We start from the raw sequence: 25,421 nt of genomic DNA, 5'->3' as shown, positions 1-25,421 counted from the left end.
TTTCTTGTTGCAATAAGAGTTTAGATTCCTTCGGAAAGACAAAAGAGCGCTTAGATTATCCACACAGTTTGTCATTCCGCAGGAATCTCTGCTTTATCAAGTAGTTTTAGATTCCACGCTTCACTTTGTTCCACTCTGAATGGCAAACATGGTGTATATTTTAATGTGTTTTTAAAGGATCAATCTTACTCGCACAATTATCGGAAAACTTTTTAGCGTCCTCTTTGTCATTCCGCAGGAATCTTAATAGAGATTAAAAATTTGAAAAAGCTTTACGATTTTTCAACAAAATTAAAATATTAGAAAATTTCACAACTCTTTCCAACTTTTTCTGTCATTAGTACATCTTTAGAAGAAAAGAGATCCTATGAAAATCACAATACCCAAACCTTGTCACGAAAACTGGAATACAATGACCCCTGATGAAAAAGGAAGATTCTGTGCTGTTTGTTCCAAAACAGTACGAGACTTCAGGAAAGCTGCGGATGATGATATTATAGATTTTTTTTCCGGGACTTCGGAAGAGATCTGCGGGAATTTTAATCCGTCACAGCTCAACAGAGATCTGAGTTATTCTTACATCAATTCTCTTTTTGTGAAATTTGCGGTAGGTGCCATGCTGACAACGGGAGGAATTGTAAGTGTGAATGCACAGCAAAATAAAACCTGTGATACCCTAAAGACCGAAGAAGTACAGGAAATTGTTTTCAGTACCCAAAGAGACAGGAAACCGCTTGGTTCTGTTTCGATAGTGTCTGCCAGCGCTTTATCAGAAAGTAAAGAAAAAGAAAGAAAAGAAATTGTATCAAAATTATCAGGAGTAATTGGGAAGTCTCCTACAGATAATAACAGTATACGTATTGGTGGAGCTCCTTCAAGTGGAGGAGTATACAAACCTATATATGTAGTAGATGGAAAAATAAGTGATTATGAAAAAGTAAAAGCACTGGATCCTAATCTTATAAAGACTATGAATATTCTGAAGGGAGCTTCTGCATCTGCAAAGTTTGGTGAAAAAGCCAAAGGCGGAGTAGTAGTGATTACTACTAAAAAGAAAAGAAAGAAATAAAAACTCCGGCGATCGAAGATCGCCGGAGCCTGTGTTATATCCAAATAAATATGTATTATTTCACCGCTGCAATTGCCGCTTCATAATTCGGTTCTTGCGAAATATCTGCAACCTGCTCTTCATAGATGATCTTTCCTGAAGGATCTATCACCACAACCGCTCTGCTCAGAAGGCCTTTCATTGCAGAATCTACCAGCTCCACACCATAGTTCCACCCAAAGTCTGAACGGAAATCTGAAAGCATCACTACATTTTTAATTCCTTCGGCACCGCAGAATCTTTTCTGTGCAAACGGAAGATCTTTGGAAATACAAAGTACTACTGTATTGGGAAGGTTTCCTGCCTCCTCGTTGAAATGATGTACAGAAGCTGAACAAACACCTGTATCTACACTAGGAAAGATATTTAAGATCACATTCTTCCCTTTGTAAGATTCCAGAGTCTGATCATTCATATTCACATCGGTAAGGGTAAATTTAGGGGCTGGCTTATTCAGCGCCGGTAATTTTGCATAAGTATGTACTTCCTTTCCTCCCATTAAAACCGTATTGGTTGCTTTAGATTTTTGTGCAAAGCCTATTGCAGAAAAGAATAATAGGGTACTGAAAACTAATTTTGAAAACATGAAATTTTATTTTTCAGCTAAATTATTCTTTTTTCAGGAGCTGAGATTAATTTTAATTCAAATAGATCGAATCTATTGTCAGATTGTTTTTTTCAAAACATTTTACTTCTACCTTTATATTACAAAAACCTCCTTAGAAGGAGAATCTTATCACATAAAAAAATACAGAGATTTATGAGTTCAGAAAATACAGCATCATTCCATCACATTTTTAAGAGTGAAAATGAAATTCCGGAAGAGTATAAAGTTCCGGTCATTCACCAGAGAACTTATTTGTTGAATGGCGAACTGGTAGAGTGGGACGGAGATGTTACCGAAATCTATTCTCCGGTGTGCATTCCTACAGAAAACGGATTAGAAAGAAAACTTTTGGGAAGTATCCCGAATATTGGCCCAAAGGAAGCCATGGAAGTCCTTGAAGCCTGTGTAAAAGCCTATGATAACGGTCTTGGTGAATGGCCTACAATGTCTGTGGAAGGACGTATCAAGTGCATGCAGAAATTCGTGTACCTGATGATCCAGCAAAGGGATCTGATCATTAAATTACTGATGTGGGAAATTGGAAAAACGCTTGCTGATTCTACCAAAGAATTTGACCGTACCGTAGATTATATCAACCAGACCATTGATGCCCTGAAGGATCTGGACAGAGAATCTTCCCGCTTTCAACAGGCAGAAGGTACCATTGCACAGATCAGAAGAGCGCCACTTGGAGTGGTTTTAAGTATGGGGCCATTCAATTATCCTCTGAATGAAATTTTTACCACACTGATTCCTGCCTTGATCATGGGAAACACCATTCTGTTTAAACTTCCGAAACACGGTGTACTGGCTCATTATCCTTTATTAAACGCTTTTAAAGAAGCATTCCCGAAAGGAACTGTAAACACATTATATGGAAAAGGATCAGAAATTATCACGCCAATCATGGAAAGCGGAAAAGTGAATGTTCTGGCCTTCATCGGATCAAGTAAAGTGGCTAACGGATTGAAAAAGCTGCATCCGAAAGTGAATCGTTTAAGAGCCATTCTGAGTCTGGATGCCAAAAATGCAGCTATTGTGACCAAAAATGCAAATTTAGACGTAGCTGTGAGCGAATGTATTTTAGGTGCACTTTCTTTCAACGGACAGCGATGCACAGCACTGAAGCTGATATTTGTTCAGAAAGAGATTGCTTTAGAATTTACAGAAAAACTAAGTGCTGCGGTTTCTGCTCTGAAACCAGGATTGCCATGGGAAAAAGACGTAAAAGTAACTCCACTTCCGGAAGTCAACAAACCTCCTTACCTGAAAGAATGTATTGATGATGCTTTACAGAAAGGAGCAACTGTTTTAAATAAAGATGGAGGCTATACGGATGAATCTTTTGTTTTTCCGGCGGTAGTTTATCCGGTAAACAGTGAGATGAAACTGTATCATGAGGAGCAGTTTGGTCCGGTGATTCCTGTTGTTCCATTTGAAGACATAGAAGAGCCTATAGAGTATCAGGTGAATGCTTCACACGGGATGCAGGTAAGTATTTTCAGTGAAGATCCTCAGGAAGTAGCAAGGCTGATTGATCCATTCGTGAACCTCGTAAGCCGTGTCAATATCAACTGCCAGGCACAAAGAGGTCCGGATGTCTTTCCGTTTACCGGAAGAAAAGACAGTGCAGAAGGAACGCTTTCTGTTTTTGATGCACTCCGTTCATTCTCAATCCGGTCTCTGGTAGCCGCAAAACTTACAGACTCCAATAAAGAATTACTCAACACGATTGTCAGAGAACATGATTCCAATTTTTTAAGCACAGATTATATTTTCTGATCCTATTGTATTTAACATAAATAAAAATCCTCAATAAATTTCTTTATTTGTTGAGGATTTTTTTAACTTAATGCCAGAAATTAGAGTTTTGTGTTATAATAAGATGATGTTTTTTAGAAATATCAACTAAGGATCAGTGTGTAAATCATGTCTTCACCGGAAAAAGAATTTTTAGAGAAAATTGAAAAGCACAAAGGTGTTGTTTTTAAGATCTCTAAAATGTATATGGATAATAAGGACGATCAGAATGACCTCTATCAGGAGATCATCTACCAGGCCTGGAAATCATACGGTGATTTTCAAAAGAGGAGTGATTTCTCCACATGGCTGTACAGAACTGCGCTAAACACAGCAATTGTTTTCCTGCGAAGTGAAAAAAAACGTAGTTTTATACAGAATCAGAATGTAGATGGGCTGAGTGCCCGGCAGGAACCTTATAATGATACGGATGATGTGAATATGAAACGGATGTATGAAGCCATTCATCAGCTGAGCCCTATTGATAAAGCGCTTATATTTTTCTTTTTGGAGGGTTTTTCGGGAAAAGAAATTGCCGTTCAGTTAGGAATTACCGAAATCAATACAAGGGTAAAGCTGAAAAGGGCAAAAGAGAAGCTGAAAGAGATCATTACCAAACAAAGTACAGGTTCTCATTAAAAGATAAAACGATGGAGTTAGAAAACTTTAAAGAACTTTGGAATAAAGATACAGGACAGGAGTCTCCTGAAATTTCTCTTGAAAAACAGAAGGAAATACATTCCCCGTTACAGATGCTCAAAGTAAATATGAAAACAGAGTTCTGGCTGATGATTGTAACGCTGCCTTTACTTTTAACCAATTTTCCGTTTGCTTCTTCAGATTCTAATATTAAAATCATATCTGCATTTGTCACCATCCTGACCATTGTTATTATCGTCTATTTTTATTCCCGTTTTCTGAAACTGTATAAGCTGCTTCAAAAGAATAGCATCAATACAAATTATGATTTGTTCAATCTTAAAACCCAGCTTCTCATATCGAAAGAAATTTATATAGCCTATTATGTGTCCTATATTACTCTTGGGTTTCTTCTCTCCCTGATCAGAATTAATTTCCATTTTGAGATGGAATATAATCTGGCTATTTTCGGGATCAGCCTTCTGATCACTCTGCTCCTGATTGCTTTTATCATAAAATACTGGATCTATTATATGTACGGAAGGTATATTGATGATGTAGTACGTCTGGTAGATGAACTGAATGAGATTGAGGTAAGTCCCAGACCTGAAAAGAAAAAAACATGGTTTGAGCGTTCACAGAAATTTTTCATGAATAAAATGGGTATCAAAGGAAATATTTTGAATACCGTTATATGGTTTGTTTCAATGTATATTTTTATCATTTTATTTTTGACGGCAGTACTTTTAATAGTTATCGTGGTTGGTGCCAAATTTCATTTTCTTGATATAGGAGCACTGCAGAAAGCTTTAGACCAGTTGAATTAGAAATTGCTCTATTTTCTTTTAATTCCCTATCTTTAAAGACGTTGAGGTAAAAAATGTAATATGGATGAGATCAAAAATCAAGTATATCCCATAGAGGAATTTCTTGAGCTTGTAAAGAATAAACAGGATCGGAAGACATCCTTTGATCCTGATTATAATTATGCGGTATACTCTTCAAAAGATGAATTTGAACCGGAAATGAAAATTTTTATCGGTGATCCTTTGGATATTGGTGAAAATGATAACGAAATCTTACCCGATTTTGTTTTTCAAAATAAACTGAGCTATATGTGTTCTGATGAGAATATTCAGGATGTGGTGGATCTTGCTTTTCGGCAGTATGCAGGCATCACTTCACCTCAACTTATTGATGCCCTGAACCATTATCTTGAAAAAGACGACTTCTTAGATTTTAAATAAAGACTGAACGATGGACCTTATATTTCCCATATCAGGTTCTTTTTTTATACACATTTTAACTGCTTTTTACTAGCTGTTTAGGTCAATAAGGAAGATCCCTTTAAGGATGATTAAAATTCAACAAGAATTATTTCAGGTACTATTCAAAAAAAAAATAAACTTATAAGGACGCACAATGAGAGCCTGGCAGTATCTTTCTGTCCGGTTTTTTTATTTCTTTTGTAAAAATACTGTAACAATTTTTTAAAACGAAAACTAACTCTATAGAGTAACAAATCATGACCTCATTAGAACAAGAGTTTATAAGTCAAATTGAACAGCATAAAGGAATCCTATTTAAGATTTCTAAAATGTACATGACTGAAAAGGATGATCGGGATGATCTTTTTCAGGAGATTACCTATCAGCTCTGGAAAGCATTTCCTGGTTTCAGAGGGGAAAGCGAATTTTCAACATGGCTGTACAGGATCGCTTTGAATACGGCCATTATCTTCCTTAAATCAGAAAAAAGAAGAAGCTTTATTGCCCATGAAGATTTTTCCAATCATATCATTGTACAGGAAGATTATGATTACCGGAAAGAAGAGCGCCTGGCTGAAATGTATAAGGCTATCCATCAACTCAATCCCATTGATAAAGCTTTTATATTCTATTATCTGGAAGACTTTTCAGGAAAACAGATTGCAGAGCAGATGGGAATTTCTGAAGGAAATGTAAGAGTGAAAATGAACCGCTCAAAAAACAAACTTAAAGATATCTTAAGCCAAATAAAAACCAACAAACATTAAAATCAGTAATCCAATGAATATCGATGAATTGAAAAATACCTGGAATGAAGATATTATGGAGGAAACTCCTGAAATAAGTATAGAACAAAGAAATAAACTGAATCTTCCCCTTGAAAAAATACGTAAAAATATGCGTGTGGAATTCTGGTGGGTAATAGGGATTTTTGTTTTTGCTTTTCTGGTTTGCTCAGTCTGCAGGCCTTTTAAATTGCAATTATATATAACTGTTTTAATTGCTTCCATGCTTATTGTTACCGTTTTCTTTTTCAGTAAGTTCTTTAAACTGTATAACGAAATCAGTAATCCTGCACCTAAGACCTACGATTCTCTGAAAGATCTGGTGATGCAGCTGAATCTGAATAAACAATATTATCTTTCATACTACATCAGTTTTGCACCGTTTCTGGTATGTGAGATTCTTATTGTTCTGGAATTTATCCCGTGGCCAAAACCTTTGAGTGAACTGAAAATTGCAGTGATCTTAATAGGTTCTGTGATTGGAGGATTATTTTTACTCTACCTGGCCGGAAAATTCTGGTTTCACCGGTATTACGGAAGATATATGCAGCATATTGAAAATCTTTTGGAAGAGTTGAAAAGATAGAAAAGAGTTCGGCGGGCTGAAAGCCCGCCGAACCTTTATAAATTATTGTCCCTTATTGTCTTTTTCCTTAGCAATTTCATTTTTTATCCAATCCAGTTGTGGATCTTTTTTGTCAATAATATCCTGCATGCTTTCAGTTACTACTACATCGGGAACAACACCTTTCCGAGAGTCTGAGAATTTGATATTAGGCTGCACCAGAAGTAATCCGATTGGGAACCTGATTTTAGAATTAGGAAGTTTCTGATAAGAATAGAAACCTGCAACAGTTCCATCGTTAGCGCCACCGGTTTCTTCACCTACAAGAGTTGCCCTTTTATCATTCTTAAGCTTGGCAGTAATAATAGAAGATGCTGAGAAGCTTCCTCCGTTGATCAATACAAAAACTTTTCCGTGGAAAGCCTGTTTATTAGGTTTTGTAGGTTTATCAGCTTTCATTTTATAGAAAACTTTTCCGTCTTTTTTATACGTACTGAAAGCCTGCGCGAAGAAATAACTTGGATAGGCAATACTTTTAAGAGCATATTCTAAAGCATTGCTTTTTCTGAAATAATTTGTACGCAGTGGAGTATCCCTTGACGTTACCTGGGAAGGTTTGATCAGGGTAAAAGGTGCATCCGCTAAATAGGAGTACAGGTTATTGATCTCATAGAGAGAACCTCCATAGTTATTTCGGACATCTATGATGAGGTAGGGAGCTTTGGCCTCATTGATCTTGGCAAAGGTTTTTTTATAAAATTCATCAGAATAATCTCGGGAGAAACTCTGTACCTTTATATAAGCGATAGTGCTGTCTTTATCCAGGAATTTAAAACTTCTGTTATAAGAATTACTTGAAACTACATAATCGTTCAGTTTCTTTTCAAGCGTCTTTTTCTTCATTTCCTTATCCTTTTCAAGATCGGAATCAGATTTTATTTCCCTGCTTAAAGTATACGTTCGTTTTTCTCCCTGATAAAGTGTTTCAAGAGTTGCTTTACTCCCCAAACCGTTCTCTGCAGTATAAAAATTAAAGAAAAGGTCTTTTAAAAAATAGGGGTGGAAAGTTGTATTATCACCATCACTGCTGATCAGACTTCTATACTTCTTTATATAATCTGATACAGGAACATTATTAATTGATAAAATTTCAGTTCCGGGTTGTATATGCTCAATAGAATCTCTGTTTTGAATAATATACATCTGATCGCCTGATATATAATATTCGAGACGGCTGAACATTCCTTTCTGATGTTCCAGTCTTTTAAATTCTCTTTTGTTAAACTTTTTTCTGGGAATTCTCAATGAAAGATGCCCTTCCCGGATTCCCGCAATGACAGGCTGAAGTTTAAAATAAAACTGAAGAGGAGTAAGAGATTCGGTGAGAGTCTGTTTAAGACTATCAAATTTATGATCCAATTCCTTCTTGGGAATATACCAGTATAATTGAGGATGCATTTGCTGTAATTTTGAATAAGCAAAGTTCACATCCTCTTTGAGTTGCTCCGGTGGAATACATGAGGCCCGCTGTTCGTTGTGTTTTTTTATAGAGGCACAAGACGAAAGTATTGCGAGAAGAAATATTACCGAATAATTTTTCAATAGATCTGAGTTTTTTAGGATGCTAAAATAGAAAGTTTAAATTTAATCATGACTTAAATGAATAATAAATTTTCCAAAATACATGATAAATTTAGTTAAAAAATGTACTAAAACTGAATAAATTTTCATTTAAAGGCAAAAGTCAATACATTTGATATTTATTTTCTATAGATGATTTATTGGATTATTACGACAGTGGCTGTTCTGACAGTTACCTTTTTTATAGTGATCAATATGAAGGCGTTTGGCGGGGTGCCAAAAGGAAAGCGGCTGAAGCGTATAAAACAGTCAAAACTCTATAAAAAAAGGCAGTTTCAGAATATCAGCCATACCCCATCTATTACAGAAGGCTACAAAATGTCGAAAGTGACTTACGATTTCTTTTTAGGAAAAAAAGATCCGCTCTTGAAACCTTTTAAAGAAATTCAATCCCTTCATACCGATTTAAAAAACAGAGACAAAAATCAGGATATATTTATCTGGTTGGGGCATTCATCTTATTATCTACAGACCGATGGTATTTCCTTCCTGATTGATCCTGTGTTGAGTTTATATGGTTCACCTTTTAAATATTTTAACAAAGCATTCAAAGGATCAGACATCTTTAAACCTGAAGATATTCCCAATATTGATTATCTGGTAATAACCCACGATCATTTTGACCATCTGGATTACCCGACTGTAAAATCGATCAAAGACAGAACGGAAATGGCTATTTTGCCTTTGGGAGTAGGAGCACATTTAGAAAGATGGGGTTATGCTGAAAATTCGCTTATTGAAGAAGAATGGGGAACTGAAGTGAGGTTGAAGAATAATATAAAGATTGTCTTTACTCCCGCCAGACATTTTTCAGGCAGAAGAATCAGACAGAATGATACGCTATGGAGTTCCTATGTTTTGATAACACCAACAAAGAAAATTTTCTTAGGTGGAGACAGTGGATATGATAGCCATTTTAAAACTATCGGCGAACAATACGGGCCTTTTGATTATGCTATTCTTGAGAACGGACAGTATGGAGAAGCATGGAGGTATATTCATACGCTGCCGGAAGATGTTATTCAGGCTGGTATTGATCTTAAAGCCGAGCGTATCATCCCTGTTCATGCAGCAAAATTTGCACTCGCGCTTCACCCATGGAATGAACCTTTACAAAAGATAACTGCTCTTGGAAAAGAAAAAGGATTGAATATCCTCACTCCGATGATTGGAGAGGTAGTAGATCTGAATCAGCATGAACAGCAATTTACAGCCTGGTGGGAAGATTGATCAGGCATGCCAGATATCTTTATATCTTACAGGGTGGTTTTCAAACTGTTGTCGCACAAAATCACATTCCGGGTCTACAAGCAAATCTTTTTCCTCTGCGTAGCGTACCAGCTCATCCAGTAACAGTTTGGCGTATCCTTTACCCTCACGCTCTTCATCAAGTTTCGTATAATACACAATAAGCAGTCTTCCATCAACTTCTATGGACATATAACCTGCCTTTTTTCCATCAATAAGTAGCTGCAATTCATCCTGATATGGTGATACCTGAAACTTTATATTTTCCATGATAATGTAAGATTTGGTTGATAAAAAATAATTTGGAGAATTTCCCAAAAAACATTCTCTCCACTAAAATTACGAAATTAAATAATATGAAATAATAGTTTTCAGAAATCTTAACGAAATTTATAACATAATGATTAAAAGATAAAAGATAAAAGATAAAAGATAAAAGATAAAAGATAAAAGATAAAAGATAAAAGATAAAAGATAAAAGATAAAAGATAAAAGATAAAAGATAAAAGATAAAAGATGTTGTCGCTAAAATTCAATAGAGGTGGGTTTTAACCCATTCTACAATAAATGATCCATCCATTGGCTTTAGCCCAAACTTACAATATTTATTCTTTAAAATTCAAAATTTAATTCCAATTTGCTGATTGTCATTTGTTTACTAAAATCCTTTGTTTAATAAAATTGTATTCTGATTATCATTTCAGGATGATTAATAGGTAATAATTTCATTAAAATGTATAAAATATTTCAAAGATAATCAGTTGTTTATGATTTTTCTTAACAAATATTAGTATTTACAATTGAGATTTGGCACTTTAATTGACTATGCCATTATGTTTAATTTAAAAGGGGAATGAAATGAAAAAGTTACTTATAACAGTATTTTTGGTTGGAACATTTAGCTTGAGCTATGCCCAGTCAGATTACTATAACGATTACAGAAGGAGTATTTCGGATGTTAACTGGCAAAGAGTTGTTGCCGATCTGTTACTGTCTACAACACAGGCAAACCAGATTTATGTACTCAATGACCGATATCGTGATTACAACACGTGGAACAGAGTGTATGTGGTAGAGCCGGGAAGATGGAGAAACGACCGTTATTCGGAGTTGGAAAGAATTCTAGGTAGAGAAAAATATATCATTTTTAAAAAGAAATATTATAGAGGTCAAAATCCTGTGATTGTTTATGGCAGAAATAAAAACGATTATAAAAAATATCATAAACAACAGGAGAAATATTATAAAAATCAGGAGAAATACTATAAAAAACAGTCTAAACATCACGGCCGTGGTCATGGTCATAACGACGACGATTGGGATTAAAATTATTATCAACTATATATTCACTTTCAAATGGCTGGCATCTTTGTCAGTCATTTTATTTTTTCAAACAGAATTGTTTTTATTGATTAATTTGTTTGAATTTTATAATTTTGATTCATGGAATCACACGAATCAATCAAAGGTTTTTATGAAAGGAATGCTCCCAATCTGGCATCACAGTGTATTGGAGTCAGCAGAATGGGGCACTTCAATGTATTTTCACGGGAATACTGTTCTCCGTTGACTCCCTACAGCAGGAGAGATTATTATAAGATTTCACTGATCATAGGAAAAGGAAAACTCCATTATGCAGATAAATGGATTAAAGTAGACCGGCCTGCTTTATTGTTTTCAAATCCTATTATTCCTTATTCCTGGGAAGCAGATGATGAAGATCAGAAAGGCTGGTTTTGTCTGTTTACCGATCAGTTTTTGCATAACGGAAGCCGTATGGGAAACCTGCAGGATTCTCCGCTTTTCAAGATTGGAGGAACTCCGGTTTTCTTTGTGGATGAAGAACAGCAGAGGATACTTTCTGATATTTATACGAAAATGATGACGGAGATTCAGTCGGATTATATTCACAAATATGATATGCTGAGAGCTTACCTTCATCTGATGATTCATGAAACCATGAGAATGCAGCCGGCAGAAAGTTTTGAACCCTATCAGAATGCCTCACAGCGGGTTGCTTCCTTATTTATGGAACTTCTGGAGAGACAATTTCCGATCGACAGTCCTGAAGCCTTTTTAAAATTAAAAACCCCCAACGATTATGCTCAGAGTCTTTCTATACATGTGAATTCCTTAAACCGTTCTGTAAAAGAAATCACAGGGAAAACAACCAGTCAGCAGATTACCGGAAGGATTATTCAGGAAGCCAATGCTTTACTGAAACATACAGACTGGAATGTAGCTGAAATCGCCTACGGATTAGGTTTTGAAGAACCCGCTTATTTTACCAATTACTTTAAAAAACAAACCGGAATTACTCCTAATGCCCTAAGAATGGACATTGTTTGAATTTTATAATTCTTAGTTTGAATTCTATATCGGGATTGGCCTTTTCATGTTCTAATTTTGTCTTATAAAATTAAATCATACCTATCATGAAATTTAAAAAATTAGGAAACACAGACGAACAGTTATCAGCAATTGGTTTAGGATGTATGGGAATGAGCTTTGCCTATGGTCCTACGGATGAACAGGAAAGTATCAATACCTTACACAAAGCTTTGGATTTGGGTGTAAACTTTTGGGATACAGCAGATATGTATGCCAATGGGGAAAACGAAAAACTGATCTCTAAGGTATTGGTTCCGAATAGAGATAAGATCTTTATTGCAACCAAATTCGGATTCAGGTTTAAAGACGGTAAAGCCAGCCACAGCGGAGCTCCGGGAACTTATTTTGACGGTTCTCCGGAATGGATTAGAAAAGCAGTAGATCTAAGCCTTCAAAGATTAAAAATAGACACTATTGATTTGTATTACGCTCACAGAGTGGATCCTAATGTTCCGGTAGAGGAAACAGTAGGGGCAATGGCAGAGCTGGTAAAAGCAGGAAAAGTGAAATACATCGGATTATCTGAAGCTTCAGCAGAATCTATCAGAAAAGCAAATAAAATTCACCCGATTGCAGCATTACAGTCAGAATATTCCATCCTTACAAAAGATGTTGAAAAAGAAATTTTACCAACCATCAGAGAACTGGGGATTTCTTTAGTGCCTTATTCGCCTTTGGCAAGAGGTCTTTTTACCAATATTTATGACGTACGGAACCTGGGTGATGATGACTTTAGAAAATCTTTACCACGCTATCAGCAGGAGTATCTTGAAAATAATACCAAACTGGCCAATGAGATTAATGATTTTGCCGCTTCCAAAGGGGTAAAAGGAACCCAGCTCGCCCTGGCCTGGGTATTGAATCAGGGAGACGACATCATCCCGATTCCGGGTACCAAACGAATTAAATACCTGGAAGAAAATATTGCAGCCGTCAATATAGACCTTTCCCAATCAGATCTGGATACTATTGAAGCCATTCTGAAAAAATACCCGAATGTAGGGGAAAGATACACTGAAGGTTCAATGAAACTGGTGAACAACTAAAAACTATTATAAAAACTGAGTTCCTGCTGATGATGGGAGCTCAGTTTTTTGTTATTATTCTCAATGAGAATGTATAAATAATGAAAAAAACTAAGTTATGAACAGAAGAGAACTATTAAAGAATGGATTATTGGCGGGAACATTCAGCATGATTCCTTTTTCCAGTGTACTGGCAGAAACTCCGAAAATCCCTGAAAAAACAGGTGATGATCTTTCCGGCTTTAAAAAACTGAAGCTTGGAGAACTGGAACTTTTTGTTCTTACAGACGGATATATTCATGAAGAAAATCTCAATGCATTTGCTCCCAGAGGAACTGTTGCTGAGCTGAAATCAATCCTTAAAAATAATTTCAGACCGGACAATTATATTGATATGGCCATGAATATTCTATTGGTTAAAACAAAGAATAAACTTATCCTCTTAGATACCGGAATGGGTATTTTTGCTGATGAAAGAACCGGATTCTTATTAAAAAGTCTCCAAAAAGCCGGCTTTTCACCAAAAGATATTACCGATGTTTTTATCTCTCATGCCCACCCTGATCATATTGGTGGCGTAGTTGACAAAAAGCAGAACCTCGTTTTTCCGAACGCCAATATTTTTATTTCAAAAATTGAACATGATTTTTGGATGAAAGCCACTATCAAAGATTTTAATAATAGTGCTTTGAAAGAGCAGCCTGAATTACTTAATCAGATTATTCCTGCTGTTCAAAATATTCTGAAAACGATTCAGCCGAAACTGAAGTTTTATGACCTTAATAATCCGCTTTATGACTATTTCAGTTTTCAGCTCGCTCCCGGTCATACTCCGGGCTTAACAGTGACAACCATTTCTTCAGGGAATGAAAAGCTGATCTACATTGCAGATTTGATTCATTCCGATGTAATCCTTTTTCCACATCCTGAGTGGGGCTACTTTGGAGATACTGATCTGGATATTGCTAGCGCTTCAAGAAAAAAGCTTCTTCAACAGCTGGCAGATACCAAAGTAAGAGCGTTTGCTTATCATTTGCCATGGCCGGGTCTGGGCTTTACAAAAACAAAATCCGGTGCATTTGAATGGTTTCCGGAAAGTTTTATGAATTAGGTAATAGGTAATAAGTTGCAGGGATAGGGATTAGGGATTAGAGATGCGTTGACCAAGATTAATAAATATGTGTTCAATATTCCCATCCTCTGGAGGGGTGGCGAAAATTCAAAGAATTTTTGACGGGGTGGTTAAATATAAAAGGTAATTCAATCAATAACAGCGGACTTTAGTCCGCTTTTTCAATAAATATTTATGCATTTGGCTTTAGCCAAAACATATTAATCATCGACTTGATATAACAGATCCTCCCGGCAACGAGAGGATCTGTTTCAACATAAGAAAAAATTAGAGTTTTATTGTAATTACGCCTCTCCAAATACCAGCTCTGGAGAATACATCTTTCTGAACATCAGGTAAGTCATCGTAAGGACAGAGAAAGCGACTATTGCGTCTATTGTAGCTGGAAAACCAAGTACCGCAATTTTTGAGAAGAAAGCAAAAATAATATCAAAAAACATTCCTGCAAATACCCATTCTTTCAACCTCAGTAATCTGTTGGGAAGGAGAAGAACAAGAACCCCCGAAATTTTGAAAACCCCCAGTATATAAATAAAATGAGATGGATAGCCAAGCTGTTGGGTGATATCCCAAACGACAGGATTTTTTGTAAGTTCAAAGAAACCGCTGGCTCCGAACCATAATGACATAAAAATAGCGCCCGCCCAATAGATGATTTTTGTTGTTTTTGTTTTCATTGTAGTATTATTTTTAGTTGTTATTATTACTGTGTTGTGTAAAAGTTATTTGAAAGGTGTTTTTGCAGACCCTGATATCTCTCCTGTTTTTTGGTTTTGAATAAAAGCTATGACTTCCCAGTTTTCAGCAGAAAAACCATTCGGAAGCTGAAATGTTGTTGTTCCTTCCATTTGTTTATTCAATGAGATTTGATTTTGCTTGTGAACAATCTGCCAATGGTGCAGATGGCGGCCCTCATTTTCACCTTTTCCTACCTGAGTAGAAGAATGTTTTTCAACCAGATTAATGAGAAGTGTATTTTTAGGATTGGTGCCCGATGTTTTATATTCTACATTGATGCCCTTTTGAGAAACGTTTGCCGTTAATGCTATATTTGTTTTTTTAGAATTAAATAGAGCTTCCCGGATTGCATTTTTGATATTGTTTTCATCAGATCCTACAAATTCTGTTTTTCCATTGACAACCAACTGAGGCGTATAAACCTGTGAATTTAAGATACGGCTGTATTGCTGTTGTCGTTGGGAGTTATCTGCAGTACTGAATCGGTCTTTCCATCCAAGACGGTTCCAGTAATCCACATGGTAGGAGAGTAGATAAACGGGCTCATCTTTATATTCCTTCCCGATTTTGCCCATTAGTTCATCTGCCGGAGGACAGCTGGAGCAGCCTTCTGACGTGAAGAGTTCCAAAACAGCAAAACCATTTTCTGTGGTTGGATGTTGTGCTGTCTTTTCTGGTTTATCCTGATAAATAAATGCTGAAGTAGCAAATAATAACGCAGTGAAAGCACTTACTGTGATTAAGTTTTTTAGTATCATGTCTTTTAATTTGATTCAAAAGTAGATACTCTGGGAAGGCAGAAGAATACAAAAAAGGTTTAACCGGACAAATTAAAAGGTGAATCAGGAAATTGTGAGGGGAAGGATTTTAAGGCTGGAAGCTGGAAGTGGGAGGCTGGAAGTTTTTGGGGTGTGAAAAGGAATAGCGTTTTATTTTTTTTAGATATAAGCAGGAAGAAACTTAAGAAATTGATACAACCAAATAAAGAATAAAAAAGAAAACCCTGATCATATCAATCAGGGTTATAATGTATTTCAAAAGAGTTCTATTTCTTAGAATGACTGCAAGTACTTCCAGCTTCCAGCCTTTCACTTTCAGCCTTTCAACTCCTCTATCTATCTTCCAGCCAGGTAAAGAAACTATGAGTCTTTTCTTTATTAATAAGAAGTTTTTCAGGTGTTTCAACAGTAAGTTTCACCAGTATTTTACGTTGAAAATAATGTTCCATCTCTTTAATAGCTTTGAAATTAACCAAATATTGTCTGTTAACCCTGAAGAATTGTTTATCAGAGACCTGTTCCGCAACTTGTCCCAAAGGCTGACTAAGGGAAAACTGCTCTTTGCCGAAGGTTACCAGATGGGTTATTTCATTATGGATATAAAAATAGGCAATGTCTTCCGTAGGAATCGTTGTATATTTTTGATTTTTAAATACCAGAAAATTACTCTTCCCGGCAGAAGCAGGCTGGTTGATTTTTTGTATCAACAGTTCCAGGTCAGGAAGGTCATTCTTCTGAAAGAATTTTTTTAATTCGTCAACCTTTCTCAGAGCTTCAGCAATATCTTCTTTAGAAAATGGTTTTAAAACATAATCAACGCCTTTACTCTTAAAAGCATCCAGCATATACTGATCAAAGGCTGTACAGAAAACCACCGGGCATGTAATGTCCACTGATTTGAAAATCTCAAATGAAAGTCCGTCCGAAAGCTGGATGTCCATAAAAATGAGATCGGGTTTCACGTCTTTCAAGCCTTCAATACTTGTTTCGATACTGTCGTAAATCCCCAGTATCTTAGAATCCGGTTTTAAATCTGAAATTAAATTCTGAAGGGATTTTGCAGCCCTGAATTCGTCTTCAATAATGATGATATTCATGAATTAATGGTAGTTTTATCTGAAAGTTTTTTTCGTCTGAGTTAATCGTAATTTCCTTTTCCAGTAAGTGTTTGTAACGCATTTTAATATTATCAAGTCCCACTCCCAGAGAATCTTCAGTATTCATCTTTCGCTGTATAGGATTCTCAATCACAATTTGATCATCAGCGGTATATATTTTAATGTGCAGAGGTTTACTTTGCGAAACAATATTGTGCTTGATGCAGTTCTCTACCAAAAGCTGAAGCGTAAAAGGAGGAATAAGGGTTGGGTCAGTTTCTTTTCCGAGATCGTTGGTAAACTTAATTCCTTCACCAAAACGTGCTTTTTGAAGAAAAAGATAAGCGTCTACTATTTTCATTTCTTCCTGAACACTGATCAGGTCCAGTTTTCTGCTTTCAAGTGTAAATCGGTAAAAATCAGAAAGTTTTACAATGAAATCAACCGTTTCTTCGTCATGTGTTTCTGCCATTAATTTTAATGTATTCAAACTGTTGAAAAGAAAATGCGGGTTGATCTGTTGTTTTAATAATTCATACTGAGCTCCTAAATTGTCACTTTTTACCTTCTCCAGTTCAAGCTGTATCTGCTGGCCTGTATAGTTATTCTGAAGCAGTGTCAAAAACATATAACATACCAGATTGATTAAAATTCCTCTTACTTCAACCATTAGCATTACCGGGCCGAAATTGATATGAGATAAAATAAGCTGCTGAATCCAGGCAAGTCCAAACATAATTATCATCCCGAAAGCCAGTACGACCATCAATCTTGAGTAGGAAATCTGCTGTCTCCGTTTTGCGGTACGATTTAACATATAAATGTTGGCATACCACATGATGATGGAAAATGCTGCGGTAATAGCTGAGTTGACTATCGCTTCTTTCCAGTTGAATTCATGAGAAGCAAGCTGAGGAACAGAAGATAAAATACCCAGAAAAATAGAACTTATCCAGATAATGGCTTGTGAAATTTTTATTTTTTGCTGTTGCATGAAATCTGCTGATTTGAAAAGGTTAAATTAATGCTTTTTATTGAAAATATTATGATAAATAGTGAGGGACATCTGTTATGGTCTGCTAACAGGACGGTAGCTCATGAAGTACTTTATTCTTTCTTCTTTATCAGGAGAACTGCTTTCTGTAAGATCATCTTTAACGGCATAAGAAATATTTCCCGACTGATCGGTCTGAACTGTTTCGATACTTACCAATTCACCTGTGATGGTACCGCCAATATATTGAGGGTTGTCGTGATATTTCCAGGTCACCAGTTTCATAACAGCACCAACTTCCGGTGTCTGGCTTTCTTTCGATAAAGATTCCAAAGCTTTTTCATTGCCGTATAAAGCGGACATCGTTTCTTTCTTAGGATTCAAAGAATTGGAGATAAATTTTAAATTTCCCGGGTCAAAAACAATTCTCGAAAGCCCATTATCTTTATCGTTGTTTTCTTTGCTGCAAGCGGTAAGAGCAACAAGGCTTATCATTAAAATCAAGATTGCATTTTTCATTTTTTCTGTAAATTTTGGATTAATCTTTGGGTATTTACTTTCATCGGAACATCAAAAAGATAGCCTGTTTTTTCTGCGAGCTGTCTGTGGCAGGCGATGCATGATTCTTTAGCAAAAGATGCAGTTTTTCCTGTAGGATGAAGATCATCTCCGGAGAATTTTGCAAATCCCCAGCCTTCAGTGTCTTTATATTGATGGGAATCTTTTACCATAAACTGAGCATTGATAAATTTTCCAGGTCTGATTTCCCCGTTAGAAAGTTCTTCCTGTTTCCATACGGATTTTACGACAATACTTCCGTCTGGCCATGGATGAAAGTTTTCTGTTTCTACAGCTTTTACAGCAATATCATTTCCGTAGATGACACGGATGGATTTGTCAAACAGCGTACTCATACTGATCACTTTCCAGTTTTTAAAATCAGGAGTGTACTGAACTCCATTGGGTGAAACCGGAAAATTTGTGGGAGCTGAAACAAAGGTAGTGGAAGAGGGTTGAGGTTTATTCTTATGTTGTGCTGCCGGATTTACTGAAGATAATGAAAGTGTATATTTTTTAATGATTTCAATATCTTTTGGGGTAATCTTAGCAGATGGATGCAGAAGAGTGTATTCATGAAGAGGCATTTTTCCGCTTTGCATCATATTAAGAATTGCATACATATTTCCCTGATGTTCAGCAGGAGATAGTTTTTCCCATTCTGAAAAATTCAGGACTTCCCGGGCTCTCCTGATGTCTTTATTCACAGCCCAGGAAACAGGGGCAATTTTATCATACCAGCTGAGGTTTTGCTGATTGGAATGACAACTAAAGCATGAGTTTTCAAGAATACTGATCACTTCCCTTGGTGCTTCAATTTTTCCTGTAACAGGTTTTCCTTCCAGGGGGTTGCTGAATAGCTGCAACCCTCCGAAGATTCCTAGTATAGCCAGAAATACGATAGCAATGGGATTTCTTTTTTTCTTTACGGTATCCATAATGAGTATTGTTTTTATTTCTGGATCAAAAGTAAATGGATGGTATATGCCGCGAAACGGAAAACAGGCTTAACCGGACAAATCAAAAGGTGAATACAGAATTTTAAGTCCCGAAAATACACAAGAAAAATCCCGGTAATTATGTTACCAGGATTTGATTAAACCTATTATTTATAAAGTAATACCGCCGTCTATCACAATTTCGGTTCCTGTGACGTAACTTGAAATCTGATCATCTGACAAATAGGTAACCAGTTTGGCAACTTCTTCAGCGGCTCCCATTTTCTTCAATGGAATCTGGTCTATGAGATGATTTTGAATATTTTTTAAAGTTTCTTCATCAAGACCGGCTTTGCTCATAATCTCGGTTTTTATAGGACCGGGGCTTATCATATTCACCCTGATTTTTCTTGGAGCTAATTCTGCCGCTGCCGTTTTTGCAATCGAGTTCAATGCGGCTTTACTTGCCTGATACGCTGAACTGTTGGGTTTATAAGTAGAAGCCACAATAGATGATAAAAATATGACAGAAGCGCCGTCATTCAATAAAGGAATGAATTTGCTTAATGTAAAATATGCACCCCTGAAATTGATGTTCATCACCTGATCAAAATTTTCGACATCCATATTCTCAATTGGAGTCAGGCTTCCTGTAATTCCTGCGTTAATAAACAGGATATCTATTTTCCCGAACTGTTTCTCTACTTCTTCCTTTAAAAGATCAATATCATTAAGGTTTGCCTGGTCTGCGATGAAAGGAATGGCTCCAAGTTCCTGAGCGGCTTTTTCTACAGCTTCCTTTCGTCTTCCTGTGATAATAACCGTTGCTCCTTCTGAAATAAGTTCTTTTGCGGCAGCGAATCCTATTCCGCTGTTTCCTCCTGTTACGATAGCCAGTTTGTTACTGAATTTTTTCATTGTAAAATTTTTGACAAAGTTATTTCAAAACGGTATACTTTTGTAATCAGTATCACAGAGTATACCAGTATCATTCATGATATCACTTAACTTTGCAGCTATGGAAAGAGATCAGACAGAAGAACTTAGAGCTTTACAGGATACCCTTTATTTTATCGGAGGGAAATGGCGAATTCCTGTGATCAATTCACTTTGTAACGGGAACAGACGTTTCAGGGAAATTGAAAGGAGTATTCCCGGAATTACCACCAGAATGCTTTCAAAAGAACTGAAAGATATGGAAATGAATAAACTGTTAAAACGTACCGTTTACCCGGAAACTCCCGTTTTAATAGAATATGAACCCACAGCATACTGCAGAACCTTTGGAAATATCATCCAGGAAATGATCAATTGGGGCAGAGAGCATAGGAGAGTGATTGTGGAGGATAGGTAGGTGAGATGGCAGATATTAGGTTGCAGGTGATAGGTTGTAGGGATTAGGGAGTTGCCGATGTTTACCTTGATTAATAAGTACACGCTCAATATTCCCCTCCTCCGGAGGGGTGGCGAAAATTCAAAGAATTTTTGACGGGGTGGTCTTTATCGGTATATTTTTGACAGAGTAGTTAGAAACAAAAAAAGCCCCTTAAAAAGGAGCTTTTATCTATATCAGAACGAAAAATTAGATTCCGTCAATAATTTCATTTAAAACTGTACTAGGTCTCATTGCTGCATATGTTTTATACGTATCAGTTTTGTAGTATCCTTCAATGTTCTGAGGTTTACCCTGAGCACCTATTAATTCTGCATTGATTACCTCTTCGTTTTCCTGCATTACCTGTGCAACAGGAGCAAACTTAGCTGCCAATTCAGCATCAGCAGTCTGGTTAGCCAACGCTTCAGCCCAGTACATTGCTAAATAGAAGTGAGAACCTCTGTTGTCGATCTGACCTACTTTTCTTGCAGGAGATTTATCTGTAGCTAAGAACTTAGCATTAGCTTCATCCAATGCATCAGCTAAAACCTGAGATTTTGTATTTCCCTGAGTTTGTGCCAGGTGCTCTAAAGAAGCCTGAAGTGCTAAGAATTCACCTAGAGAATCCCATCTTAAGTATCCTTCTTCTAAGAACTGCTCAACGTGTTTCGGAGCAGAACCTCCGGCGCCTGTTTCAAATAAACCACCACCGTTCATCAATGGAACGATAGAAAGCATTTTTGCAGAAGTACCAAGCTCAAGGATAGGGAAAAGGTCAGTTAAATAATCTCTTAATACGTTTCCGGAAACAGAAATAGTGTCTTTACCTTCTCTTGCTCTCTTCAGCGTTTCAGTCATGGCATCTTTTACATCAAGAATTCTGATGTCAAGACCTGTTGTATCATGATCAGCAAGATATTTCTTTACTTTTTTGATGATTTCTCTATCGTGAGCTCTTCCTTTGTCTAACCAGAAGATAGCCGGAGTATCAGATAATCTTGATCTGTTTACCGCTAATTTTACCCAGTCCTGGATAGGAGCATCTTTTGTCTGACACATTCTGAAGATATCATCTTTTTCTACTTTTTGAGAAAGAAGAACGTTTCCAGCTTCATCCTGAACTTCTACAGTTCCGTCAGCAGTTAATTGGAAAGTTTTATCGTGAGAACCATATTCTTCAGCTTTTTGAGCCATTAAACCTACGTTTGGAACAGATCCCATTGTTGTAGGGTCTAATTTTCCGTGCGCTTTCATATCGTCAATTACAGACTGATAGAAACCAGCGTAAGAACGGTCCGGAATGATACACACTGTATCTTCTTCGTTTCCTTCTTTGTTCCACATTTTACCTCCGCCTCTTACAAGAGCAGCCATAGAGGCATCAACAATGATATCAGAAGGTACGTGGAAATTCGTAATTCCTTTGTCAGAATTTACCATTGCCACTCTAGGTCCTGCAGCAAGAGCTTTTTCAATATCAGCTTTGATATCAGCTTCCTGAGCATTTCCTTTGATTTTATCAAAAAGATCAGCAAGACCGTTATTTGGATTGATGTCTAAAGACTTGAAAGTCTCAGCATATTTAATAAATACTTCTTTGAAGAACGTCTCAACGATAGCCCCGAAAATGATAGGATCAGAGATTTTCATCATCGTAGCTTTAAGGTGAGCAGAAAGAAGTACATTTTTTTTCTTAGCTTCCTCAATCGCTTCCTGAACAAATGCCTTTAATGCATTTAAGTTCATTACAGAAGAATCAATTACTTCACCAGCCTGAAGACCTGCAAAGTCTTTTAATACAGACTCAGAACCGTCGTTTCCTTTGAATACGATTTTGTATTTTGTAGCGTTTTCTAATGTTGTAGAAGTTTCTGTACCGTAGAAATCACCATTGTTCATGTGAGCTACGTCAGTTTTGCTGTCAGATGCCCAGTCACCCATTCTGTGAGGGTTTGCTTTTGCATAGTTTTTAACAGCTTTTGGAGCACGTCTGTCAGAGTTTCCTTCTCTTAATACGGGGTTTACAGCACTTCCTAATACTTTAGCATATTTAGCTTTGATTGCTTTTTCATCATCATTTTTAGGTTCTGCAGGATAGTTTGGAACGGCGAAACCTTTACCTTGTAGTTCAGCGATTGCTGCATCCAGTTGAGGTACAGAAGCAGAAATGTTAGGTAGCTTAATGATATTAGCGTCAGGTTGAGTTGCCAGTTGGCCTAGTTCAGCCAAAGCATCACCTATTTTTTGGTCGTCTTTTAAAAACTCAGGGAAGTTGGCAAGAATTCTTCCTGACAAAGAAATATCCGGAACCGAGATTTCGATATCTGCTGATTTTGTGAAAGCTTTTACAATGGGTAAAAACGAGTGAGTAGCAAGCATTGGAGCTTCATCAGTAAGTGTGTAATAGATTTTTGATTTTTCTGACATTATACTGTTATTTTTTATTTGAAATTTTAAGTCCCACAAATTTAGTAAATATCATTGTTTTATTTAGGATATTTCCATAAAAAAGTGGCTTTTATATCTTTAATTTTATATCTGTGCAATTGTATTGCTTCCGGATGTGCTGCCATTAATTCTAAAAATAATTCTATTATTTCAGGTATTGAACTTTTGCAGTCTGAAACTTATTTTTTTTAGGATCGCAGGTGCGTAAGTAATTTTGTTTGAAAACCGATGAGCAGGTGAAAAAGTTTTATTTTCACTTTAAGATTAATTTAACCATAATAAGTCGGGAAAAATTTTCTTTTTTGATTAAATTTGAAAAACTAAAAAAATAAAATTATGTCCACGACAATCACTTTAAAAGGAAACGAAGTACACACAATAGGAGCATTACCATCTGTAGGAACCACAGTAAAAGATTTTGCATTGGTAGATTCAGGATTAGCGGTAAAAACGCTTGAAACTTTTGCAGGAAAGAAAAAAGTATTCAATATTTTCCCAAGTATTGATACGCCTACTTGTGCTGCTTCTTCAAGAAAATTCAATGAAGAGGCTTCAAAACTTGACAATACAGTAATCATCAATGTTTCAAAAGACCTTCCATTCGCTTTAGGAAGATTCTGTGCCGCTGAAGGGTTGAATAATGTTGAAACACTTTCAGATTTCAGAAGCAGCTTTGGAGATGATTATGAAGTGACAATCGCAGATTCTCCTTTGAAAGGGTTATTGAGCCGTGCCGTGATCGTTACAGACGAAAACAACAAAGTAGTATATACGGAACAGGTTCCGGAAATTGCTGACGAACCTAATTACGATGCAGCTCTTGCAGCATTGAAATAATAGAAATAATTTTTGTAGAAAAGCCTTGTGAATGTAATTTTTGCAAGGCTTTTTTTGAATGTAAAATCTAATCAACAACACCAAATGATGCAAGACCATTACAAGAAATACGGAGAACTTTTTCAGGTAGATTCAGATCATTTTAAAGAATTCTACGCTTTACTTCATGATACAGTGCTTTTAAAATCTGACTTTTTTCTGAAGCAGGGAGAAAAATGCAAATATCTGGGCTTTATCAAAAAAGGAACCATCAGGTCTTTCTATATCAATGATCAGGGACGTGAAATCAATTTTGGATTCTATTTTGAAAATGAATTTTTTACCGATTATGAAAGCATACTTTGTGATACAGTCTCCAATATGAATATTCAGGCGCTGGAAAACTGTGAAATATTATTGCTGAGTAAAGATCATCTGCAGAATCTATATAAAAAAGAAGCCTATTGGCAGCAGTTTGGGAGAATGATGAGTGAAAAGATTTATCTGGATGCCAAGAAACGGATCGACGACCTGCTGTGTTTTTCCCCTGAAAACAGATACCTTAATCTTGTAAAAAAACAACCTGCTCTTTTTCAGAAAATCGCTCAGAAATATATTGCCAGTTACCTTGGTATAACAGAACAGTCACTCAGCCGTATAAGAAGCCGTATTGTAAATTAACTTAAGTTAACTTCCACCGACATTTTATACCGTAGCTTTACCATTATCAAATTTTAACACAATCATTATGGAACAAAAAGATTTAACCATTATTTTGGTACACGGAGCATGGGGAGACGGATCACACTGGCAATACGTGATTCCTTCATTGACAAAAGCAGGATATAAAGTAAGAAGTGTTCAGAACCCATTAACGTCGCTGCAGGATGATATTAATAAGACAAAAGACCTTATTGATGCCCAGGAAGGGAAAGTGCTTTTAGTTGGACATTCTTATGGAGGAGCCGTTATTTCAGGAGCCGGGCACCATGATAAAGTAGCCGGATTGGTTTATATTGCTGCTTTTGCACCTGATGCCGGAGATAGTTTGGGATCTCTGTTAGGAAGAAGAGAATCACCGGGTGGAGCAAGCATTTATCCTGATAACAAAGGTTTTTTATGGATTAAATACAATGAATTTAAATCTGCTTTCTGCCAGGATTTAGATGATGAAAAAGCACTGGTTATGTCATTATCGCAAAAACCTATTCATGGTCAGTGTTTTGGTGATGTTGCGGGCGAACCGGCATGGAAAACACGCCCAAGTTGGTATCAGATCTCATTGCAGGACCGTATGATCCCTGCAGAAACTGAAAAAGAAATGGCAGAGCGTCTTGAACCTAAAAAAATAATCTCTCTGGATGCAGGACATGCTTCATTGGCATCACATCCTGAAGAAGTTACCCAGTTGATTTTAGAAGCGGCAGCTTCCATTTAATACAAGATACAATACAATAATTTATTAAGCC

Annotated in this window: 27 protein-coding genes; 16 read left to right on the top strand and 11 right to left on the bottom strand. The window is 36.5% G+C overall.

Features of this window, described 5'->3' with window-relative positions; translation table 11 throughout:
- Positions 1-367: 367 nt before the first annotated feature.
- Complete coding sequence (locus tag KYG33_RS06445; RefSeq protein WP_219072885.1) at positions 368-1,069, top strand: TonB-dependent receptor plug domain-containing protein; 702 nt, start codon at positions 368-370, stop codon at positions 1,067-1,069.
- A 55-nt stretch (positions 1,070-1,124) separates the two neighbouring features.
- On the opposite strand, the gene tpx (KYG33_RS06440) is transcribed toward KYG33_RS06445, so the two are convergent.
- Positions 1,125-1,694 carry a thiol peroxidase gene (tpx, locus tag KYG33_RS06440; protein WP_219072884.1) on the bottom strand — a complete coding sequence of 190 codons (570 nt, stop codon included), beginning with the start codon at positions 1,692-1,694 and terminating at the stop codon, positions 1,125-1,127.
- Between the two features lie 174 nt (positions 1,695-1,868).
- On the opposite strand from tpx (KYG33_RS06440), the gene KYG33_RS06435 reads away from it, so the two are divergent.
- The 6 genes from KYG33_RS06435 to KYG33_RS06410 all read left to right on the top strand — a co-directional run bounded on the left by KYG33_RS06435 (position 1,869) and on the right by KYG33_RS06410 (position 6,793).
- The gene (locus tag KYG33_RS06435; protein WP_219072883.1) at positions 1,869-3,497 is read left to right on the top strand and encodes an NADP-dependent glyceraldehyde-3-phosphate dehydrogenase; all 1,629 of its coding nucleotides are present in this window, start codon (positions 1,869-1,871) and stop codon (positions 3,495-3,497) included.
- A gap of 147 nt (positions 3,498-3,644) precedes the next feature.
- Complete coding sequence (locus KYG33_RS06430; protein WP_219072882.1) at positions 3,645-4,154, top strand: RNA polymerase sigma factor; 510 nt, start codon at positions 3,645-3,647, stop codon at positions 4,152-4,154.
- Positions 4,155-4,165: 11 nt separating this feature from the next.
- Positions 4,166-4,981, top strand: coding sequence for a hypothetical protein (locus KYG33_RS06425; protein ID WP_219072881.1), 816 nt, complete (start codon positions 4,166-4,168; stop codon positions 4,979-4,981).
- Between the two features lie 60 nt (positions 4,982-5,041).
- Positions 5,042-5,401, top strand: a complete 360-nt coding sequence (locus KYG33_RS06420) for a hypothetical protein (RefSeq protein ID WP_219072880.1) — start codon at positions 5,042-5,044, stop codon at positions 5,399-5,401.
- Positions 5,402-5,679: 278 nt separating this feature from the next.
- Positions 5,680-6,189 carry an RNA polymerase sigma factor gene (locus KYG33_RS06415; RefSeq protein WP_077416452.1) on the top strand — a complete coding sequence of 170 codons (510 nt, stop codon included), beginning with the start codon at positions 5,680-5,682 and terminating at the stop codon, positions 6,187-6,189.
- A 13-nt stretch (positions 6,190-6,202) separates the two neighbouring features.
- Positions 6,203-6,793, top strand: coding sequence for a hypothetical protein (locus KYG33_RS06410; RefSeq protein WP_047385521.1), 591 nt, complete (start codon positions 6,203-6,205; stop codon positions 6,791-6,793).
- 42 nt (positions 6,794-6,835) lie between these two features.
- Here the strand turns inward: KYG33_RS06410 and KYG33_RS06405 are convergent, their stop codons facing one another.
- The gene (locus KYG33_RS06405; protein WP_228408792.1) at positions 6,836-8,230 is read right to left on the bottom strand and encodes a S41 family peptidase; all 1,395 of its coding nucleotides are present in this window, start codon (positions 8,228-8,230) and stop codon (positions 6,836-6,838) included.
- A gap of 315 nt (positions 8,231-8,545) precedes the next feature.
- Between KYG33_RS06405 and KYG33_RS06400 the strand changes: the two genes are divergently transcribed.
- Entirely contained in the window at positions 8,546-9,643 is a 1,098-nt protein-coding gene (locus KYG33_RS06400; protein WP_077416458.1) for an MBL fold metallo-hydrolase, read from the top strand.
- Here KYG33_RS06400 and KYG33_RS06395 read toward each other — a convergent pair whose 3' ends face one another.
- Entirely contained in the window at positions 9,644-9,931 is a 288-nt protein-coding gene (locus KYG33_RS06395) for a GNAT family N-acetyltransferase (RefSeq protein WP_047385514.1), read from the bottom strand.
- Between the two features lie 588 nt (positions 9,932-10,519).
- Between KYG33_RS06395 and KYG33_RS06390 the strand changes: the two genes are divergently transcribed.
- The 4 genes from KYG33_RS06390 to KYG33_RS06375 all read left to right on the top strand — a co-directional run bounded on the left by KYG33_RS06390 (position 10,520) and on the right by KYG33_RS06375 (position 14,188).
- Positions 10,520-10,987 carry a hypothetical protein gene (locus KYG33_RS06390; RefSeq protein WP_219072878.1) on the top strand — a complete coding sequence of 156 codons (468 nt, stop codon included), beginning with the start codon at positions 10,520-10,522 and terminating at the stop codon, positions 10,985-10,987.
- 117 nt (positions 10,988-11,104) lie between these two features.
- Positions 11,105-12,010 carry a helix-turn-helix domain-containing protein gene (locus tag KYG33_RS06385; RefSeq protein WP_077416462.1) on the top strand — a complete coding sequence of 302 codons (906 nt, stop codon included), beginning with the start codon at positions 11,105-11,107 and terminating at the stop codon, positions 12,008-12,010.
- An 86-nt stretch (positions 12,011-12,096) separates the two neighbouring features.
- Positions 12,097-13,098 (top strand): aldo/keto reductase, encoded by a 1,002-nt coding sequence (locus tag KYG33_RS06380; protein WP_219072877.1) that lies wholly within the window; start codon positions 12,097-12,099, stop codon positions 13,096-13,098.
- A gap of 97 nt (positions 13,099-13,195) precedes the next feature.
- Complete coding sequence (locus tag KYG33_RS06375) at positions 13,196-14,188, top strand: MBL fold metallo-hydrolase (protein ID WP_180563995.1); 993 nt, start codon at positions 13,196-13,198, stop codon at positions 14,186-14,188.
- Between the two features lie 305 nt (positions 14,189-14,493).
- On the opposite strand, the gene KYG33_RS06370 is transcribed toward KYG33_RS06375, so the two are convergent.
- The 7 genes from KYG33_RS06370 to KYG33_RS06340 all read right to left on the bottom strand — a co-directional run bounded on the left by KYG33_RS06370 (position 14,494) and on the right by KYG33_RS06340 (position 20,231).
- On the bottom strand, positions 14,494-14,886 hold the full coding sequence (locus tag KYG33_RS06370) for a DoxX family protein (RefSeq protein ID WP_077416468.1): 393 nt from the start codon (positions 14,884-14,886) through the stop codon (positions 14,494-14,496).
- 45 nt (positions 14,887-14,931) lie between these two features.
- Positions 14,932-15,705 carry a DUF1223 domain-containing protein gene (locus KYG33_RS06365; protein WP_219072876.1) on the bottom strand — a complete coding sequence of 258 codons (774 nt, stop codon included), beginning with the start codon at positions 15,703-15,705 and terminating at the stop codon, positions 14,932-14,934.
- A gap of 353 nt (positions 15,706-16,058) precedes the next feature.
- Positions 16,059-16,823, bottom strand: a complete 765-nt coding sequence (locus KYG33_RS06360) for a LytR/AlgR family response regulator transcription factor (protein WP_077416472.1) — start codon at positions 16,821-16,823, stop codon at positions 16,059-16,061.
- Entirely contained in the window at positions 16,804-17,817 is a 1,014-nt protein-coding gene (locus KYG33_RS06355) for a sensor histidine kinase (protein ID WP_219072875.1), read from the bottom strand. The genes KYG33_RS06360 and KYG33_RS06355 overlap by 20 nt, the downstream gene beginning before the upstream one ends.
- A gap of 75 nt (positions 17,818-17,892) precedes the next feature.
- Positions 17,893-18,336: a cytochrome P460 family protein gene (locus tag KYG33_RS06350; RefSeq protein ID WP_219072874.1), complete on the bottom strand. Its 444-nt coding sequence runs from the start codon at positions 18,334-18,336 to the stop codon at positions 17,893-17,895.
- Positions 18,333-19,313 carry a heme-binding domain-containing protein gene (locus tag KYG33_RS06345; protein WP_077416477.1) on the bottom strand — a complete coding sequence of 327 codons (981 nt, stop codon included), beginning with the start codon at positions 19,311-19,313 and terminating at the stop codon, positions 18,333-18,335. The genes KYG33_RS06350 and KYG33_RS06345 overlap by 4 nt, the downstream gene beginning before the upstream one ends.
- A 171-nt stretch (positions 19,314-19,484) precedes the next feature.
- A complete protein-coding gene (locus KYG33_RS06340; RefSeq protein WP_175627241.1) occupies positions 19,485-20,231 on the bottom strand; it encodes an SDR family oxidoreductase in 747 nt (248 codons plus the stop codon).
- A 76-nt stretch (positions 20,232-20,307) separates the two neighbouring features.
- Between KYG33_RS06340 and KYG33_RS06335 the strand changes: the two genes are divergently transcribed.
- A complete protein-coding gene (locus KYG33_RS06335; RefSeq protein WP_257468946.1) occupies positions 20,308-20,667 on the top strand; it encodes a winged helix-turn-helix transcriptional regulator in 360 nt (119 codons plus the stop codon).
- Between the two features lie 228 nt (positions 20,668-20,895).
- On the opposite strand, the gene KYG33_RS06330 is transcribed toward KYG33_RS06335, so the two are convergent.
- Positions 20,896-23,115, bottom strand: a complete 2,220-nt coding sequence (locus KYG33_RS06330) for an NADP-dependent isocitrate dehydrogenase (RefSeq protein WP_219072873.1) — start codon at positions 23,113-23,115, stop codon at positions 20,896-20,898.
- A gap of 357 nt (positions 23,116-23,472) precedes the next feature.
- On the opposite strand from KYG33_RS06330, the gene tpx (KYG33_RS06325) reads away from it, so the two are divergent.
- From tpx (KYG33_RS06325) to KYG33_RS06315, 3 genes are all read left to right on the top strand, one after another.
- The gene (gene tpx / locus KYG33_RS06325; RefSeq protein ID WP_077416481.1) at positions 23,473-23,973 is read left to right on the top strand and encodes a thiol peroxidase; all 501 of its coding nucleotides are present in this window, start codon (positions 23,473-23,475) and stop codon (positions 23,971-23,973) included.
- Positions 23,974-24,057: 84 nt separating this feature from the next.
- Positions 24,058-24,633, top strand: a complete 576-nt coding sequence (locus KYG33_RS06320) for a Crp/Fnr family transcriptional regulator (RefSeq protein WP_077416483.1) — start codon at positions 24,058-24,060, stop codon at positions 24,631-24,633.
- A 67-nt stretch (positions 24,634-24,700) separates the two neighbouring features.
- Positions 24,701-25,390: an alpha/beta hydrolase gene (locus KYG33_RS06315; RefSeq protein ID WP_077416484.1), complete on the top strand. Its 690-nt coding sequence runs from the start codon at positions 24,701-24,703 to the stop codon at positions 25,388-25,390.
- Positions 25,391-25,421 lie beyond the last annotated feature (31 nt).

The organism is Chryseobacterium sp. D764, from assembly GCF_019317325.1.
Taxonomy (GTDB): domain Bacteria; phylum Bacteroidota; class Bacteroidia; order Flavobacteriales; family Weeksellaceae; genus Chryseobacterium.
This window is presented reverse-complemented; position numbering and strand designations above follow the sequence as displayed.